At 72.1% G+C, this 17,996-nt stretch carries 10 protein-coding genes and 1 pseudogene; 3 read left to right on the top strand and 8 right to left on the bottom strand.

From position 1 onward, the window contains the following. The first annotated feature begins 21 nt into the window (after positions 1 to 21). Positions 22 to 4,650 carry a coiled-coil domain-containing protein gene (locus IO24_RS0124315; protein ID WP_031138817.1) on the top strand — a complete coding sequence of 1,543 codons (4,629 nt, stop codon included), beginning with the start codon at positions 22 to 24 and terminating at the stop codon, positions 4,648 to 4,650. Here the strand turns inward: IO24_RS0124315 and IO24_RS0124310 are convergent. From IO24_RS0124310 to IO24_RS0124280, 7 genes are all read right to left on the bottom strand, one after another. Beyond that, positions 4,647 to 6,203 (bottom strand): GMC family oxidoreductase, encoded by a 1,557-nt coding sequence (locus tag IO24_RS0124310; RefSeq protein ID WP_031138816.1) that lies wholly within the window; start codon positions 6,201 to 6,203, stop codon positions 4,647 to 4,649. The two genes, IO24_RS0124315 and IO24_RS0124310, sit on opposite strands and share 4 nt — an antisense overlap. Before the next feature lie 17 nt (positions 6,204 to 6,220). Further along, the gene (locus IO24_RS0124305) at positions 6,221 to 7,783 is read right to left on the bottom strand and encodes an APC family permease (protein WP_031138814.1); all 1,563 of its coding nucleotides are present in this window, start codon (positions 7,781 to 7,783) and stop codon (positions 6,221 to 6,223) included. A gap of 39 nt (positions 7,784 to 7,822) precedes the next feature. Then, positions 7,823 to 9,289, bottom strand: a complete 1,467-nt coding sequence (locus IO24_RS0124300; protein ID WP_031138812.1) for an aldehyde dehydrogenase family protein — start codon at positions 9,287 to 9,289, stop codon at positions 7,823 to 7,825. Further along, entirely contained in the window at positions 9,270 to 10,412 is a 1,143-nt protein-coding gene (locus IO24_RS0124295) for an aromatic ring-hydroxylating oxygenase subunit alpha (RefSeq protein WP_031138810.1), read from the bottom strand. The genes IO24_RS0124300 and IO24_RS0124295 overlap by 20 nt, the downstream gene beginning before the upstream one ends. A 35-nt stretch (positions 10,413 to 10,447) precedes the next feature. Beyond that, entirely contained in the window at positions 10,448 to 12,898 is a 2,451-nt protein-coding gene (locus tag IO24_RS0124290; RefSeq protein ID WP_031138808.1) for a GcvT family protein, read from the bottom strand. Between the two features lie 132 nt (positions 12,899 to 13,030). After that, positions 13,031 to 14,116: an S-(hydroxymethyl)mycothiol dehydrogenase gene (locus IO24_RS0124285; protein WP_031138806.1), complete on the bottom strand. Its 1,086-nt coding sequence runs from the start codon at positions 14,114 to 14,116 to the stop codon at positions 13,031 to 13,033. A 226-nt stretch (positions 14,117 to 14,342) separates the two neighbouring features. Beyond that, on the bottom strand, positions 14,343 to 15,170 hold the full coding sequence (locus IO24_RS0124280) for an IclR family transcriptional regulator (RefSeq protein ID WP_031138803.1): 828 nt from the start codon (positions 15,168 to 15,170) through the stop codon (positions 14,343 to 14,345). Between the two features lie 314 nt (positions 15,171 to 15,484). Between IO24_RS0124280 and IO24_RS0124275 the strand changes: the two genes are divergently transcribed. After that, positions 15,485 to 15,808: a bifunctional 3-phenylpropionate/cinnamic acid dioxygenase ferredoxin subunit gene (locus IO24_RS0124275; RefSeq protein WP_031138801.1), complete on the top strand. Its 324-nt coding sequence runs from the start codon at positions 15,485 to 15,487 to the stop codon at positions 15,806 to 15,808. Positions 15,809 to 15,935: 127 nt separating this feature from the next. After that, complete coding sequence (locus IO24_RS0124270; RefSeq protein ID WP_031138799.1) at positions 15,936 to 17,126, top strand: NAD(P)/FAD-dependent oxidoreductase; 1,191 nt, start codon at positions 15,936 to 15,938, stop codon at positions 17,124 to 17,126. Between the two features lie 74 nt (positions 17,127 to 17,200). On the opposite strand, the pseudogene IO24_RS0124265 reads toward IO24_RS0124270, so the two are convergent. Further along, positions 17,201 to 17,602, bottom strand: a pseudogene (locus IO24_RS0124265) (hypothetical protein); the annotation flags it as partial. Between the last annotated feature and the right edge of the window lie 394 nt (positions 17,603 to 17,996).

The raw sequence follows: 17,996 nt of genomic DNA, 5'->3' as shown, positions 1-17,996 counted from the left end.
GAAGACTTACGAGAGTCCGCCATGTACGAGCTGTCCCGGGTCCGCCTCTACTCGATCGGGCCCGCCGGTGCGCGCTACGCCGACACCGTGCTTGACCTGCGGGGAGTCGGCGAGATCGTGCCCGACCCCGCGCCCACGCAGGCGGAGTTCTTCGAGGAGGAGCCGGTCGGCCCGCCGCGCCGGCCCGCGCCCGCGGGCGTGCTCTTCCTGGAGAACGGCGGCGGCAAGTCGGTGCTGCTCAAGCTGATCTTCTCCGTGATGCTGCCCGGCCACCGCAACACCCTCGGCGGCGCCAGCTCCGGTGTACTGCGCAAGTTCCTCCTCGCCGACGACTGCGGACACGTCGCCCTGGAGTGGCAGCACGTCCTGACCGGCGAGTGCGTCGTCGTCGGCAAGGTCAGTGAGTGGCGCGGGCGGCAGATCTCCAACGACCCGCGGAAGTTCGCCGAGGCCTGGTACTCCTTCCGTCCCGGGCCCGGACTCAGCCTCGACAACCTCCCCGTGGCGGAGGCCACCGCCGTACGGGCCCCGGCCGAGGGCCAGTCCAGCGCGCGCGGGCGGCGCCGCACCATGAAGGGCTTCCGGGACGCCCTCACGGAGGCGGGCAAGACCTACCCGCACCTGGAGGTGCACTGGGAGGAGACCCACGACCGCTGGATCGAGCACCTCGGCGACCTCGGCCTCGACCCCGAACTCTTCCGCTACCAGCGCGAGATGAACGCCGACGAGGGTGAGGCCGCCGGTCTCTTCGCGGTCAAGAAGGACGCCGACTTCACCGACCTGCTGCTGCGCGCCGTCACCGACACCCGCGACACCGACGGGCTCGCCGACCTGGTCAGCGGCTTCGGCAACAAGCTGGGACGACGCGCCGAGCTGATCGCCGAACGCGACTTCACCGCCGGCTCCGTCGACCTCCTCGGACGGATCGTCGAGGCCGCCGAGGCCCGCTCACGCGCGCGTGACGTCCACACCGGAGCCGAGCGCCGTACCCGGACCCTGGCCCGCAGGCTGTCCGCACGCGGTGCGCGGGAACGGGTCCGGGCCGCCGACCTGGCCCAGCGGGTCACCGCCGCCGCGTACGCCGTCACACACGCCGAGGGGGCCCGCGAGCGCAGCGCGCTGATCTCCGCCGAACTCGCCTACCGACACGCCTCGCTGGCGCTCGCCGGTGCCGAGAAGTCCGCCGCCGCGCAGAAGCGCGAGCTCGCCGACGCCCGCACGCTCCACTCGGCGTGGCAGGCCGCCGAGGCCGTACTGCGCCACCGCGCCGCCTCCGACCGGGTCACCCGCGTGTCCGCCGCGATCCAGGAGGCCGAGCGGGACGCGGCGCCCGCGCTGGCCGCCCGCTCCAAGGCCGCCGTCGACCTCGTGCGCGCCCTGCACGCGGCCGCGGAGAAGGCGGAGAGCCACGCCAACGAGGAGGAGGAGCGCTCCGCCGCCCTCCAGGAGGTCAGCGACGCGGCCTACCGCGACTCCACTGCGGCCGCCACGCAGGCGCAGCGCGCCCGCAGCGAGATCGGGCACCTCAAGCAGCGCCTCGCGGAGGTCGAGCAGGAGACCGCCGAGGCGGTACGAGCCGGCTGGCTGGACGACTCCGCGCCGGACGCCGACCCGGCCCGTGCGGCCCTCGCCGCCAGCGACGCCGAGAAGAGCGCCGTCGCGGCCTGGGACTCGGCCCGCGAGGCGTCCCGCCGGGCCACGGAGCACGCGCGCGAAGCCGCTTCCGCCGAGAGCCGCGCGGAACTGACCGCGGCCCGCGCGGCCGACGCGGCGACAGCGGCGGAGCGGTCGTACGAGGCCGAGCGCCGCACCGCCGAGGCACTGGCGGGGGAGGAGCGGCTGGCGGAGCTGCTCAGCCTGACCCCGGAGCCCCGCCCGGGCATCCCGCAGCCCCGCCACGGCACGGACCGCGAGCCGATCGCGCCGGCAGCCTCCGGCGGGCAAGGGCTCACCGCCGAGGAGCTCGACCGCTTCGCCGACGACCTGCGCGATCTGCTCGACGACGCCGTCTCCTCCGCCGAGCGGCAGCTGTTCGAGCTGCGTACGGCCGCCGCCGACGACTCCCGGATCCTCGGCGCGCTCGGTGACGGCGGGCTGCTGCCGCCCGGCCCGGACGTGCTCGCCACGGTCGAGTTCCTCGGCGAGCACGGCATCCCCGCCCTGCCCGGCTGGCGCTATCTCGCCCAGGCCGTCGACCCGGCCGACCACGCACGCGTGCTGGCCGCCCGGCCCGAGCTCGTCGACGGCGTCATCATCACCGACCCCGACTCCCACGCCCGGGCCCGGGAGGCGCTGGGCGACGCGGCCCTGCTGCCCCGTTCCGCCGTGGCCGTCGGCACCGCCGCCGCCCTGCTCGCCCCGACCCCGGCCCCGGGCACCGACAGCGGTGAGGTGTTCCTCGTGCCGCCGAACCCCGCCATGCACGACGAGCACGCCGCCGACGAGGAGCGGCAGGCACTGCGCGCCCGGGCGACCGAGCGGGACGAGGAGATCCGCACGCTCGCCGCCCGGCTCGGCAAGGACCGCGAGCTGGCCGCCCGGCTCACCTCCTGGCGCACCGGCTGCCCCGCCGGCCGGCTCACCGAACTGGCCCGGGCGGCGCACGACACACGCGAGTTCGCCGAGGAGTCGGAGGCCGAGCTGGCCGAGGCCCGGACCGTGCGGGCCGAGGCCGACGAGACCGCCGCCGAGGCCGCGCGCGTCCGGGACGAACGGCAGGAGGCCGCCCAGAAGACCCGCCGCTCCGCCGACGCCCTCGCCGGGCTCGCCTTCCGGCTGCGCGAGCGGGCCGGCTGGCAGGTCAAGCTGCGCGAACTCGCCGACGAGGCGGCCGAGTCCGAGGCGAGTGCCCAGGCCTGCCTGGACCGGGCCCGGGCCGCCGACGAGGACCGGCGCGCCGCCCAGCGAGCCGCCGACGACACCCGCCGCACCGCCCGTACGCTGCGCGCCGAGCGCTCCGAGATCGCGGGCGCCCCCGACGACGTACCCGAGGACGAGGCTCAGCTCCCCAAGGCCTCCCTGCCCGCCCTGCGAGAGGCCTACCGGGCCGCGTCCCAGCTGTACGAGAAGGTCGGCGTGGGCGCCGACCTGCGCGCCGAGCAGGCCCGCGCCGAGAGCGACGAGAGCGCGGCCCGCGCGGAGCTGGACCGGCTGAGCAACAAGGTCCGCACGCGCGCGGCGCAGCTCCTCGAATCCCCCGACGGCTCCGACGGGCCCAGCCGCCAGGCCGCCGCCGCCCGCGCCGAGGAGCTGGTGCAGCTCCTGGAGACCCGGATGTCGACCGCGAGCGAGCAGCTCGGGCGGCTGCGCGGCGAGGCCGAACGGCTCGCACCCGAGGACGGCGAGGCCCACACCGACCTCCCCCAGGACATTCAGCCGCGCGACGCCGAGCATGCGCAGACCCTGCTGCGCACCGCCACGGCCGAACTCGCCTCCCGCACCGAGGCGCTCAACCAGGCCAGGGAGGCGCACGCCGAACTCCTCGGCGCCCACCGCGCCGCCGAGGACGCGGCGAGCGGCTTCGACGAGATCGCCGCCATGCTCCGCGATCTGCTGCGCGAGCACGGCACCGAGGAGGAGCAGGAGGAGACGGAGCCGTACCCCGGCAGCCCGGAGGAGGCCCGGCAGTCCGCCGCCGAGGCCCGCCGGTCGCTGCGCGGCTGCGCCGCCGATCTGTCCGCCGCCGAGTCCGCCGTCCGCGAGGCCAGCGACATCCTCGTCCGGCACGCCAACTCCACACGCTACGAGCAGGTCCGCACGCCGGCCCGGCAGCAGATCCGCGAACTGCCCGCCGCGGCGCTGCCCGAGCACGCCCAGAAGTGGGCAGACGCCTTCGCGCCCCGCCTGCGTGTCCTGACCGACGAGCTGGAGCAGCTGGAGCGCAACCGCGACTCGATCGTGGACCGGCTGCGCGGCCTGGTCGAGTCGGCCCTGGCGACCCTGCGCTCCGCCCAGCGGCTCTCCCGGCTGCCGGAGGGCCTCGGGGAGTGGTCGGGGCAGGAGTTCCTGCGCATCCGCTTCGAGGAGCCCGACCAGGCCACTCTCACCGAGCGGCTCGGCGAGGTCATCGACGAGGCGACCCGCGCCGCCGTCAAGAAGAACTCCGATCTGCGCCGCGACGGCATGTCCCTGCTGCTGCGGGGCGTCGCCGCCGCCCTCCAGCCCAAGGGCGTCGCCGTCGAGATCCTCAAGCCCGACGCCGTGCTGCGCGCCGAGCGGGTCCCCGTCGGGCAGATGGGCGACGTCTTCTCCGGCGGCCAGCTCCTCACCGCCGCCATCGCCCTCTACTGCACGATGGCCGCGCTGCGCTCGAACGACCGGGGCCGTGACAAGCACCGGCACGCCGGCACGCTGTTCCTCGACAACCCCATCGGGCGCGCCAACGCCACGTACCTGCTGGAACTCCAGCGGGCGGTGTCGGACGCCCTGGGTGTGCAGCTGCTGTACACCACGGGCCTGTTCGACACCACCGCGCTGGCCGAGTTCCCCCTGGTCATCCGCATGCGCAACGACGCCGACCTGAGGGCGGGCCTCAAGTACATCAGCGTCGAGGAACACCTCCGCCCGGGCCTGCCGCGTGAGGCTCCCGACGGGGAGGCCGTACACAGCGAGATCACGGCGACCAGGATGTACAAACGCCCGGTTTCCTAGATCCGGGCGTCCTCCCGCAGGAGGTCGGCGCACTTCTCGCCGATCATCATGGTGGTGATACAGGGGTTGACGGTGACGAGGTGGGGCATGACCGACCCGTCCGCGACCCGCAGCCCCTCCACTCCCTTGACCCGCAGTCGTGCGTCCAGGGGCGCGGAGCGGTCGTCGTCCGCCCCCATCTTCACGGTGCAGGACGGGTGATAGACGGTGTTGTGCGTCTTGTGGACGTAGTCGAGCAGTTCGTCATCCGTCCGCGCCTCCGGCCCGGGCGCCAGCTCGGCCCCCGCCCAGCCGCTCAACGCGGGCTGCTCGGCGATCCGCCGGGCCAGCCTCAGCCCGTACGTCATCACCCGCACGTCGTGCTCGTGGGTGAAGTACCGCGGATCGACCCTGGGCTTGTCCCGGTAGTCCCGGGTCCGCAGTCTTACCGTCCCCCGTGACCTCGCCCGCGTCACGTTGGGCGTGAGACAGAACGCGTTCTCGGAGGTGGGGTAGCCGTGCCGGGCGGTGTTCATGTCGAACGGCACGGACCCGTAGTGGAACATCAGGTCCGGCCGGTCGAGCCCGGGCTCGGTGTCGTAGAAGATGCCCGCCTCCCACCACTGGCTGGACGTGGTGGTCATGGGCTGCCGGGCCTCCCACATGATCACGCCCTCGGGGTGGTCCTGGAGGTTCTCGCCGACGCCGGGTGCGTCCATGACCACCTCGACGCCGGTCTCGCGCAGATGCCCGGCCGGCCCGATGCCCGACAGCATCAGCAACTTCGGCGAGTCGATCGCCCCGCAGGAGACGATCACCTCGCGCCGGGCCCGTACCGTCCGGGTGTGGATCAGGTCCGGGTCGAGGTATTCGGCGCCCACGCAGCGCCGCCCCTCGAGCACCAGCTTCTTGGCGCGTACGCCCGTCCGAACCTCCAGGTTGGGGCGTTTGCCGAGGATCGGATGCAGATAGGCGACCGAGGACGACTGGCGGATGTTGTTCTCGTCGGAGTTGATCTGGAACCAGTTGGCGCCCCGGAGCACCGTGCGGCCCGTGTTGAAGGGGACCGTGGGGATGCCCGCCTGCGCGCACGCCTCCAGCAGGGCCGTGCCGCACGGGTCGTCGCTCTTCAGCGTGCGCAGCTTCACCGGGCCGGTGCGGCCGTGGTGGTCGCCGGGCGCGTCGTTGTTCTCCAGCCGCCGGTACAGCGGGAACAGGTCGGCCGCGCTCCAGCCCGTGCAGCCCGCGGCCGCCCAGTCGTCGAGGTCCTCGGCCGGGGCCCAGAAGGCGATGCAGGAGTTGTGGGAGGAGCAGCCGCCGAGCACTTTCGCCCGGGCGTGCCGCATGAAGCTGTTGCCGCTGGCCTGCGGCTCGACCGGATAGTCCCAGTCGTAGCCGGACTCCAGCAGGCCCATCCAGCGCTCCAGCCGCAGGACGTCGTCGTCGCCGACGTCACTCGGGCCGGCCTCCAGCACGCACACCGTGACGGAGGGGTCCTCGGAGAGCCGGGAGGCCACCACGTTGCCCGCGGTGCCACCGCCGACCACGACGTAGTCGAACTCATGTGTACTCATGGGTTCTCCCTCAGCCTTCAGTCGGCCGCCGGGGCGGCGACGGGAGCGGCGTCCGTGACCTGCGAGCGGTGCTCGGCGAGCACGCCGGTGCGGTGCCGCTGGACGAACCAGTAGTAGGCGAAGCCGCCGCCGGCGATGACGGCGACGAACAGCACCGCGCCCCAGCGCAGGTACCAGTGGTAGGGAGCCGCGGCGTTGTAGACCGCGGCCCGGGGCCAGATCAGGTTGAGCGTCATGGCGGCGCCCCACAGGACGGCCAGGATGTTGACCGGCAGGCCCCAGCGGCCCAGGGAGAAGCGGCCCTCTCCCGCGGGCTGCCACTTGCCGCGCAGCCGGGCGACCAGCAGCGGCACCGTGACGCCCAGGTAGGCGAGGTAGATCATGATGATGCCGATGCTGGTGACGACCGTGAAGATCTGCGGCTGGCGGATGTTGACCACCAGGATCGCCAGCGCCAGGATCCCGATGATCACGGTCGGCAGGACCGGCGTCTGGAACCGCGGGTGGCACTTGGCCAGCTTCGAGGACGCGGGCAGGTTGTTGTCACGGGCCATCGCGAACGCCAGCCGGACCGCCGCCGTGTGCACCGCCAGGGCGCACACCGTCACCGCGATCAGCACGCACCACAGCATCGCCTTGCCGGCCGTCGGGCCGAGCACGTCCAGCACGATGTACTGCAGGCCGTCAGTGGAGAGCTTCTCGCCCTTCAGACTGGACACGCTCATCAGGGCGAGCAGGAGGATGAGGCCGCCGAGGACGAAGGACGCCACGATCGCCCGGATGATGGCGCGCGGCGCGTTCCGGGTCGGGTCCAGGGACTCCTCGCCGAGCGAGGCGGCGGTGTCGAAGCCGTACATGACGTACGCCGAGGCCAGCGAGGCCACCAGGAAGGCACCCAGGTAGCCGTTCCCGTACCCCGCGCCGGTGCCGTGCGTTTCCACGACGACCTGTGGACCACGCGTGATGTGGACCGCGAACATGATGATCAATACGACCGTGGCGATCAACTCGATGAACACGCCCGCCGTGTTGATCCTTGCCATCAGCTTGACGCCGAAGGCGTTCACGAGGGTCGTGAACAGGATCAACACCGCGGCCAGGATGACCGCGTTGGTCGCCACGTCGTACGTACCGGTGCCGTCGCCCACGAACTGGAAGAACGACGAGATCTGCGGCAGCGTCAACTGGTAGGCCAGTGCGACGGCCGATATGGACACGATCGAGGCGATCAGCATCATCCAGCCGGCGAGCCAGCCCAGATGCGGGTTGCCTATCTTCTTCGACCAGTTGTAGACGGAGCCCGCCACGGGATAGCGGGCGGCGAGCTCCGCGAAGCACAGGGCGACCATGAACTGGCCGGCGAAGACCATCGGCCACGACCACCAGTAGGCGGGGCCGCCGCTGCCGTAGCCGAAGTAGAACAGCTGGAAGGTGCCGGTCAGGATGGAGATGTAGCTGATCCCGGCGGCGAAGGTGTGGAAGTTGCCGAGGGTGCGTTTGAGCTCGGGTCTGTAGCCGAACTCGGTGAGTTCGGCGTCGTCCCGGCTGTCTCGGTCGGTCGACTCCGCGGTTGTCTTCATGGGCGGTTCCTCAATGGGTGTGCCTCGGGGCGAGGTGGATCAGTCGAACCAACCCTGGGGTGTGGGACGGGTGTTGCGCCAGATGTGCTTCGTCTCGCGATACTCGGCGAGCCCCGCGGGCCCGAGTTCGCGGCCGAAGCCGGACTGCTTGAATCCGCCCCACTCCGCCTGCGGGACGTAGGGGTGGTAGTCGTTGATCCAGACGGTGCCGAGCCGCAGCCGGGCCGCGACCCGGGCCGCGCGGGCCTCGTCGCTCGTCCACACGGCGCCGGCCAGGCCGTAGACCGTGTCGTTGGCGAGGCGTACGGCCTCCTCCTCGCTGCTGAACCGTTCGACCGTGAGGACCGGCCCGAAGGATTCCTCCTGGACCACCGACATCCCCGCGACGCACTCGTCCAGCACCGTGGGCAGGTAGTAGAAGCCGTCCGCGAGGTCCGGCCGGTCCGGGCGCGAGCCGCCGCAGCGCAGCACCGCGCCCTCCGCCAGGCCCTTCGCCACGTACGCCTCGACCTTGGCGCGGTGCGCGGCCGAGATCAGCGGCCCGGTCCGCGCCCGTTCGTCGAACGGCCCGCCCAGCCGGATGGACTGCGCCCGGCGTACGACCTCGTCGACGAACCGGTCGTGCAGGGAGTCCTCGACGAGCAGCCGCGCCCCGGCCGAGCACACCTGGCCCGAGTGCAGGAACACGGCGGTCAGCGCCATGTCGACGGCCGCCTCGAACCCGGCGTCGGTGAAGACGATGTTCGGGTTCTTGCCGCCGAGTTCCAGGGCCACCTTCTTCACCGTCCCGGCGGCCGCCGCCATCAGCCGGCGGCCGGTCTCCAGGCCGCCGGTGAACGAGACGAGGTCCACGTCCAGGTGGTCGGCGAGCGGGGCGCCCGCCTCCGGACCGGCGCCCAGGACCAGGTTGCCGGCGCCTGACGGAAGACCGGCTTCCGCCAGCAGCCGCAGAAGGCGGATCGCGGTGTGCGGGGTCAGTTCGCTCGGCTTCAGCACGAAGGTGTTGCCCGCCGCGAGGGCCGGGGCGACCTTCCAGGCCGTCTGCAGCAGCGGGTAGTTCCAGGGCGTGATCAGCCCGCACACGCCGACCGGTTCGTGCACCACCCGGCTGTCGACGTCGTCCCGGCCGGTGTCGACGACCCGGCCGTGCTCGCTCGCCACCAGCCGCCCGAAGTATCGGAAGCAGATCGCGATGTCGTCGATGTCGTACGCGCTCTCGACGAGCCGCTTGCCCGTGTCCAGGGACTCCGCGCGGGCGAGGGCGTCCTTGTCCCGTACGAGCAGCTCCGCGACGCGCAGCAGCAGGTCGCCGCGCTCCTGGGCCGGGGTCCGCGGCCAGGGCCCTTCGTCGAAGGCGCGGCGGGCCGCCGTGATCGCGTCCACCGTGTCCTTGCCGCCCGCCTCGTCCACGACCCCCACCAGGGAGCCGTCGGCCGGGCAGTGGATCTCACGCGTGCGCTCGTCGACCGCCCCCCGCCACTCACCGTCAATGAACAGGTCCGGCATGCGCGCCTCCCAGCCGCTCGACGAGCCATTCGTGGAAGATCTGGATGTGGTGCTCGTTGGGGACCAGCACACCGCCCTCGCGGTACGCGCGGGAAGCCATCGCCGGCTGTGTCCGTTCACAGGCGGCGAAGTCCTGGACGTTGACCCGGTGAAAGAGCTCTACGGACTTGGTCACGTCGGTCCCGGACTGCACCACGTCGGGCGCGTACAGCCAGTCGCACTCGACGACCGTGCGGTCCTCGGCGAGCGGGAACATGCGGTGCAGGACGACGTGGTCCGGGACGAGGTTGACGAAGACGGTCGGCTTGACCGTGATGGCGTAGTAGCGGCGGTCCTGCTCGGCGCTCACCTCGGGCAGCCTGCCGAAGCCCTCGCTGCCGTCGACCGTGAAGCCCTTGACCTCGTCCCCGAACCGGGCGCCGTGTCCCACGTAGTACTGGGCGGCGTAACCGTCGGCGAACTCGGGCAGCACCTCGGTCAGCTCGGGGTGGATCGTCGCACAGTGGTAGCACTCCATGAAGTTCTCGACGATCAGTTTCCAGTTCGCCTGCACGTCATAGGTGATGCGTTTGCCGAGCGCGAGGTTCTCCGTGCCGTAATGATCGATCGCGGCCACGTCGCCGAGCCGCTCGACGGCCGCGTGCAGGACCGTGTCCTCGAAGGAGGGCGGGTCGTCCGCGAGGCACACCCAGGCGTAGCCGAGCCACTCGCGCAGGGCGACATTGATCAATCCGTATGCGACGCGATCGACGTCCGGCATCTTGATCAAGTTGGGTGCGGCGATCAACTTGCCGTCGAGGTCGTACGTCCACGCGTGGTACGGGCATTGCAGTGTGCGGCGGATCTCGCCCGACTCCTCCGTGCACAGGCGCGCCCCGCGGTGCCGGCACACGTTGAGGAAGGCGCGCAGTTCGCCCTTGCGGGTACGGGTGATGATGACGCTCTCGCGACCGACCTGGACGGTGCGGAAGGCGCCGGGCCGGTCCAGGTCGGAGCTGCGGACCGCGCAGAACCACATCGACTCGAAGACGCGTTCCTGCTCCTGCCGGAAGACGTCCGGGTCGGTGTAGTAGGGCCCGGGGAGGGTGGCGATCAGGCTCGTGGTGATCGGGGTCGTCGTCACGTGCGTGCTCCTCGGAGGGGAGAAGGCATGGGGTGCTAGCGGCGGATGCGTGTCATCTTCGGGTCGAACAGCGGCTCGTCGGCGACCGTGGCCGGGACCTTCTCGCCGAAGTACTCGATGTGCACGCCCGTGCCCGTGGGAAGACCGGCGGGCAGCCAGGCGTACGCGACGCAGCGGCCGAGCGTGTAGCCGTACGACGCGCTGGTGACGTAGCCGGCCGGGGTGCCGTCCACGAAGACCGGCTCCTTGCCGAGGACGACGGATGCGGGATCGTCGAGGAGAAGGGGCGTGAGGCGGCGGGCGGGCTCGCCGGCCCGGGCCAGGGCCGCCTTGCCGACGAAGTCCTCCCGGTCCATGCGCACCGCGAAGCCGACGCCCGTCTCGAACGGGTCGTGCTCGTCGGTCATGTCGACGCCCCAGGCGCGGTAGCCCTTCTCCAGGCGCAGGGAGTTGAACGCCGAGCGCCCGGCCGCGATCACGCCGAGCTCCCGGCCGGCCTCCCACAGCGTGTCCCAGAGCCGGAGCCCCAGGTCGGCGGTGGTGTACAGCTCCCAGCCGAGCTCGCCGACGTAGCTCAGCCGCATGGCCGTCACCGGGACGTGCCCGATGTACGTCTCCTTCGCGCGGAAGTAGCCGAACGCCTCGTGCGAGAAGTCGTCCGGGGTGAGCGGCTGGACGAGGTCGCGGGCGAGCGGGCCCCAGACGCCGACACAGCACGTGCCGGAGGTGACGTCCCGGATGTGGACGTCGGCGGGGGCGTGGCGCAGCAGCCGGTCCAGGTCGGCGGGGGAGTTGGCGCCGACCTGGAAGCGGTCGGGGGCGAGACGGGCCACGGTGAGGTCGGAGCGGATGCCGCCCCACTCGTCGAGGAGCAGCGTGTAGGTGACCGCGCCGGGCTTCTTGCGGAGGTTGTTGCTGGTCATGCGGTCGAGGAAGCCGAGGGCTCCGGGGCCGGTGACTTCGAGGCGACGCAGGGGCGTCATGTCGTAGAGGGCGACGCCCTCGCGGGTCGCCTTCGCCTCGGCCGCCGCGATGGGGGACCAGTGGCGGGCCGCCCAGGGATCCCGCTCGGGGAGGGGCCCGAGGGTGTCCACGAGCGGGGCGTTCGCCTCGTACCAGTGCGGGCGCTCCCAGCCGCCGCCCTCCAGGAAGTAGGCGCCGAGCTGCTGCTGCCGGGCGTGGAAGGGGCTGACGCGCAGGGGCCGTGGCCGCTCCATCGGCTGGAGGGGGTGGATGACGTCGTACACCTCGATGAACTGCCGCGCACCGCGCTCGAGGACGTACGACGGTGAGCGCTGTGCCTCCTCGAACCGCGTGAGGTCGCACTCGTGCAGATCGACCGACGGCCGCCCGTCCACCATCCACTCGGCGACGGCCCTCGCGACACCGGCGGAGTGCGTGACCCAGACGGCCTCCGCCAGCCAGAAGCCGCGCAGCCGCCGGGACTCACCGAGGACCGGCATGCCGTCCGGGGTGAAGGAGAAGACACCGTTGAAGCCGGCCTCGATCTCCGCGTCGCGCAGGGCGGGCATGAGCTGCCGGCAGTCGGCCCAGCTGGGGGCCCAGTCCTCCTCGGTGAAGGGGTACGAGGACGGCATGTCCATGCTCCGGGCACGGGCCTCGTCGTACGGCAGGACCGCGAACGGGTCGACGGGCAGGGGCCGGTGGGCGTAGGAGCCGATGCCGATGCGGTCGGTGTGCTCGCGGAAGTACAGGTCCCGGTCCTGGAAGCGGAGGATGGGCTTCGAGGCCTCCACGGTGGCGCCGCTCAGCTCGGGAAGCGGCCCGGTCCTTGCGTACTGGTGGGCGAGCGGTTGCAGAGGGACGTCGACACCGGCCATGCGGCCGATGACCGGACCCCAGAATCCGGCCGCCGAGACGACATGGTCGGCCGGGAAGGTGCCCCGGTCGGTGACGACGGCGGTGACCCGGCCGTCCGCCTGCTCGATGCCGGTGACCGTGTGCCGGTCCAGGAAGCGGGCGCCCCGTGCCGTGGCCCGGCTCATCTGGGCGCGGGCGGCGAGCAGGGCCCGGGCGAGGCCGTCGTCCGGGGTGTGGAAGCCGCCGAGGACCATCGACTCGTCGATCAGCGGCCACAGTTCCTTGCAGCGTGCGGCGCTGACGATCTCGCCGCGCACGCCCCAGGAGGCGGCGTAGCCGGCCCTGCGGTGCAACTCGGCGAGGCGCTCGGGGCTGGTGGCCAGCTCCAGGCCGCCGACCTGGTGGAAGCAGGAGACGCCGTCGACGTCGAGGGAGCCGAACTTCTCGACGGTGTACCGGGCGAGGGCGGTGAGGGTTTTCGAGGGGCTGGTCTGGAAGACGAGGCCGGGCGCGTGCGAGGTGGAGCCGCCGGGGGCGGGCAGGGGCCCCTGTTCGAGGACGGTGATGCCGGTCCAGCCGCGCGCGGTGAGTTCGTCGGCGAGGGAGCAGCCGACGATGCCGGCACCGATGACGACCACGCGGGGGTTTTCGGGTGTGCTGGACATGCCCCTCCTTGCCGGGACGGTTGAACGCGTTGGGGGAGTGGGGCGTTGGGGGCCGCGGGGAGGTACGGGGGAGCCGTTGTCCGAAGGTTGCGAGGTGCGTGAGACCGCAGGCTCAGGGGGTGGGGTGTGTGCTCACAGCACGACCACCGAGCGCAGCACCTCGCCCCGGTGCATCTTCGCGAACGCCGCCTCCACCTGGTCCAGGGCGATGGTCTCGCTGACGAACGCGTTCAGGTCCAGCAGCCCGTACAGGTACTGGTCGATGAGGAACGGGAAGTCCCGGCTCGGCAGACAGTCGCCGTACCAGGACGACTTGATCGCGCCGCCCCGCGAGAACACGTCGATCAGCGGAAGTTCCACCTTCATCTCGGGGGACGGCACGCCGACCTGGACCAGCAGACCCGCGTGATCGCGCATGTAGAAGGCCTGCCGGAAGGTCTCGGGCCGGCCCACCGCGTCGATCGCGATGTCGACTCCGAAGCCGCCGGTGAGTTCCCGCACCGCTTCGACCGGGTCCGTGCCCCGCGAGTTGACGGTGTGGGTCGCGCCGAACTTCTCCGCCTGGTCGAGCTTCCTGTCGTCGATGTCGACGGCGATGACCTTCATGGCACCGTTGAGACAGGCGCCCGCGATGGCCGCGTCGCCCACCCCGCCACAGCCGATCACCGCGACCGAGTCGCCCCGGCCGACGTTGCCGGTGTTGACCGCCGCGCCGTATCCGGCCATCACGCCGCAGCCGATGAGTCCGGCTGCCTCCGGGCGCGCCGCCGGGTCGATCTTCACCGCCTGCCCCGCCGCGACCAGCGTCTTCTCGGCGAACGCCCCGATGCCGAGCGCGTTGGAGAGCGGTGTGCCGTCCGGCAGGGTCATCGGCTGGGCCGCGTTGCGGGAGCCGAAGCAGTACCAGGGGCGGCCGCGGCGACAGGAGCGGCAACCGCCGCAGGGGGCACGCCAGGCCAGCACCACGTAGTCGCCGGACCGGAGCTCGGTGACTCCCTCGCCGACCGCCTCGATCGTGCCCGCCGCCTCATGGCCCAGCAGGAAGGGGAAGTCGTCGTTGATCGCGCCCTGACGGTAGTGCAGATCCGTGTGGCAGACCCCGCAGGCCTGCACACCGACGAGGACCTCCCCGGGCCCGGGATCAGGCACCACGATCGTCTGCACCCGGACGGGTGCACCCTTCTCGACAGCGACTACGGCACGGACCTCGTGTGGCACGACCACGCTCCTCTGCTGTTGCGCAGTGCACGATGGGTTGCGCGATGGGAAACATAGTGGGAACGCCATCGAGGAGCCGTCAAGAGGTGCGGGCCATGGTTCGGGTCAACCCTTGGAAAACGGAACGGGAGGGGCGAAAGGCCCCGGACACGCAACAGCGCGGGACCAGGGATTCTCCTGATCCCGCGCTGTGCTCCCGCGCCTGCCGGTGACGGCCGGGGCTACGTCAGAAGCCGTACCCCATACGACGGGACAGCTCGATGGCGGCCGCTTCCGTGCGCTTGGCGACCTCGGGCAGCCGCTCCGGGGTCAGTCGGTACACCGGCCCCGAGACGCTGAGCGACGCGATGACCTTGCCGTCGTGCGCCCGCACCGGAGACGCCGCCGCCGCCAGCCCGATCTCCAGCTCCTCCCTCGTGATCGCGTACCCCTGCTGCACCACGGTGTCCAACTCGCCGCGCAGCAGGGACGCGACCGTCGTGGTCCGCTCGGTGAAGCGGTGCAGCGGGCGCGCCAGCAGGCCCTCGCGCAGGGTCGGCGGCAGATGGGCGAGCAGCACCTTTCCGCTGGCGGTGGCATGCAGCGGGGTGCGCCGGCCGAGCCAGTTCTGCGCGGTGACGGACGCGGTGCCGCGGGCCTGCATGATGTTGACCGCCGCGTCGTCGTCCAGGACCGCGATGTTGACCGTCTCGCCCAGCTCGTCGGCGAGCTCCCGGCACACCGGGACGCCCTCCTGCGAGACGTCCAGCCGCACTGCCGCCGCCCCCGCGAGGCGCAGTACGCCGGCGCCCAGGTAGTACTTGCCGCGGTCCTTCGCCTGGGCCACCAGGCCGCGGTTCTCCAGCACCCCGAGCAGCCGGAACGCCGTGGACTTGTGCACGTCCAGCTCGTCGGCGATCTCGGTCACCCCCGCCTCGCCGTGCCGGGCGAGGATCTCCAGCACACTCACGGCGCGATCCACCGACTGGACGGCACTCGCCGCGCCTCTGCCGCTCCTGGCTCCGCTCTCCGTGTGATTCTCCTCCTGGCCGGACTGCTTCTGCGTGCGGGTCATGGCTGAACACTCACCACCTGTCGGCCCTGTTTGGGCCGCATCTGCGGGAACCCCTTGACGCGGCGGTCGCCCCGCCCGGATTCTGTTGCGTATGGCGCTTGCTCATGCGCCATGTGAAACATCATGTTACCGAAGCGTCCGGATCTCGGTAGGGGTCCAGCTCCCGGCAGGGGACTCGCCCCGAGCGCTGGAACGGATGACGTGCACCAACACCTTCCCGTGCCCGGACCCGCCACGGTCCGGCACTCCCTGGAACTGCCTACAGTCTGGCCGAACTGGTCCGGACCATGTGTCCCGGACCGAGAGGGGGGCCCGTGATTCCCGTCTGCCGCCTCGAAGACCTCCCCAAGGGTGAGTCCTTCCGCGTCGAGACGACCCCGCCCGTCGCCGTGTTTCACACCGACGACGGCGATCTCTACGCCATCGACGACACCTGCACCCACCAGGACGCCTCCCTCTCCGAGGGCTGGCTGGAGGGCTGCCTCGTCGAATGCCCGCTGCACGCCGCCTCGTTCGACCTGCGCACCGGCGCCCCGACCTGTCTCCCGGCCCGCCGCTCCGTCCGCACCCACCGCGTCACCGTCGACGACGGCCTCATCCACGTCCACCTCGCGGCGAAGGAAGGAACGGCGGCGTGAACGCGCAGCGCACAGCAGACACGAGCGGCGAGGCCACGCCCCTGCTGTGCCGCACCGGGGTCTGCGACGACGAGGGGCCGAGGGCCCGAGGATGCCGTACCCGGGCCGGTGAGAGGGGGCACCCCGCATGCGAACCGTGACCATCGTCGGCGCCTCGCTCTCCGGTCTCTACGCCGCCCGGGAACTGCGCGCCCAGGGCTTCGACGGACGTCTCGTGATCATCGGTGACGAACCCCACGCCCCGTACGACCGACCACCTCTCTCGAAGGACTTCCTCACGGGCCGGGCCGACGAGACCCAACTCGCCCTCACCGACGCCGAAGAGACCGCAGAACTCGGCGCCGAGTGGATCCTCGGCGTCCGTGCCCGCGCCCTCGACGCCCGAGGCCGGACCGTGCTGCTGGACGACGGCCGCACCGTCTCCACCGACGGCGTCGTCATCGCCACCGGCGCCTCGGCCCGGCGCCTGCCCGGCGACACCCTGGCCGGAGTGCACACGCTGCGCACCCTCGACGACGCCCGGGCCCTGCGCGAGGAACTCGCCCGGGGTCCGCGCCGGGTCGTCGTCATCGGCGGCGGCTTCATCGGCGCCGAGACCGCGTCGTCGTGTTCCTCCCTCGGCCACTCCGTCAGGGTCGTCGAGGCCGCCCCGCTCCCACTGGTGCCCCAGCTGGGCGCGGAGATGGCCGCCGTGTGTGCCGCGCTGCACCGCCGCGCCGGCGTGGACCTGGTCACCGGCACCGGCGTGGCCGGACTGCGAGGTACCGCCGCCGTCACCGGAGTGGACCTCACCGACGGCCGTACCCTCCCCGCGGACATCGTGATCGTCGGCATCGGCGCCGTCCCCAACACCGCCTGGCTGGCCGGCTCCACCCTGGCCCTGCGGGACGGCGTCCTGTGCGACGACGGCTGTGTGTCGGCCCTGCCGCAGGTCGTCGCCGTGGGCGACGTCGCCAGCGTCGGCGGCCACCGCGCCGAGCACTGGACGTCCGCCACCCGGCAGCCGAAGGTCGCCGTGACCAACCTGCTCGCCGGATGCACCGCCGAGACCGCCGTGGCGGTGCCCTACTTCTGGTCCGACCAGTACGGCGCCCGCATCCAGTTCGCCGGCCGGCACAGGGACGGCGACACCGTCCGCGTCACCGAGGGCGAACTCTCCGACGGCGCACCGGCCGAAGGCGGCTTCCTCGCCCGGTACGAGCGGGACGGCCGTACGACGGCCGTACTCGCCGTGGACCGCCCGCGTCCCTTCATGCGCGCAAGACGCGAACTCACGCGGAGCGCGGGGGAGGGGCGGGCACAGTCGGTCCTACGCTGAGGAGGTGCCGGCTCGGGGCCCCGGCCCGGCGGCCGCACGCGCATCCGGTCACCGGGCCCGCCGCGCCCCACCCCTCACGAGTGGGACAACTGCCCGGCTCCACCCCGCCGGCGTATCCGCTCCTGCGCCCGCTCGGCGGCCCGCTCCTGCCGCCGGGTCCGGCGCCGCTCGCGCCGCAGGGCCCGCGCCGTGCTGCTCGGCACGGACACCACCCCGTGGCGCTGGTTCCAGACCTGGCGCGTCACCCACACGTCGAGCGCACCCCATGTGGCCGCGATCGTGCTCACCACACTGCTGATCACCATCGGGAACGCCAGCCAGGACCCGGCCATCGTGCACAGGAAGGCCACCATCGCCTGAATCAGCGTCACGGCTATGAGGAGGACCGCCCGTACGGCCGCCGTCCGCACCGGATCCGGCATGCGCCGCCGCCGCGCGGGCTCCTCGACCCACAAGGGCCGGTAGTACCGCTGCGCCCGGGCGCCGCGATCCACCTCGTGAGCCTGAACCTCCGTCTGTCCCGAAGGCTCCGCCACGCCCTCGGGTATGTCGCGATCGGTCGCCCCGGGATCCCGATGCCCCGTCAGCTGCGCCCCATCAACCCTGGGCGCACCGCGCCGTTCCGCCGTGCCCATCACCGTGTCACTCCCCACCGCCAGCAGACCGCTCGCTCGCATCCGAAGACCCGTGCTCCCCAGTGGCTGCCCGGCTTGCGCTGTTTTACGCCGCCCAGGTGCGGGACGCGGCTCCTGTGGCCGATTCCGCCCCCGTTTCCCAAAGAGAAGGACGAACGACTCCTCGTGAAGATTCCCGAAAACCGAAAAATTTCAGCCAACCGCCCTGGCGGAGTTCGAGGATTGAGTCACGTCG

The sequence above is a fragment of the Streptomyces flavovariabilis genome (assembly GCF_000725785.1).
Taxonomy (GTDB): Bacteria; Actinomycetota; Actinomycetes; order Streptomycetales; family Streptomycetaceae; genus Streptomyces; species Streptomyces hawaiiensis.
Note: the sequence above shows the minus strand (reverse complement) of the source record. Positions and strands in the feature narration are given on the sequence as shown.

Bases quoted from the DNA above. Each gene is read 5' to 3' on its own strand.
- IO24_RS0124315 (WP_031138817.1), top strand. From the start codon at position 22: ATGTACGAGCTGTCCCGGGTCCGCCTCTACTCGATCGGGCCCGCCGGT.
- IO24_RS0124310 (WP_031138816.1), bottom strand. From the start codon at position 6,203: ATGAGTACACATGAGTTCGACTACGTCGTGGTCGGCGGTGGCACCGCG.
- IO24_RS0124305 (WP_031138814.1), bottom strand. From the start codon at position 7,783: ATGAAGACAACCGCGGAGTCGACCGACCGAGACAGCCGGGACGACGCC.
- IO24_RS0124300 (WP_031138812.1), bottom strand. From the start codon at position 9,289: ATGCCGGACCTGTTCATTGACGGTGAGTGGCGGGGGGCGGTCGACGAG.
- IO24_RS0124290 (WP_031138808.1), bottom strand. From the start codon at position 12,898: ATGTCCAGCACACCCGAAAACCCCCGCGTGGTCGTCATCGGTGCCGGC.
- IO24_RS0124280 (WP_031138803.1), bottom strand. From the start codon at position 15,170: ATGACCCGCACGCAGAAGCAGTCCGGCCAGGAGGAGAATCACACGGAG.
- IO24_RS0124270 (WP_031138799.1), top strand. From the start codon at position 15,936: ATGCGAACCGTGACCATCGTCGGCGCCTCGCTCTCCGGTCTCTACGCC.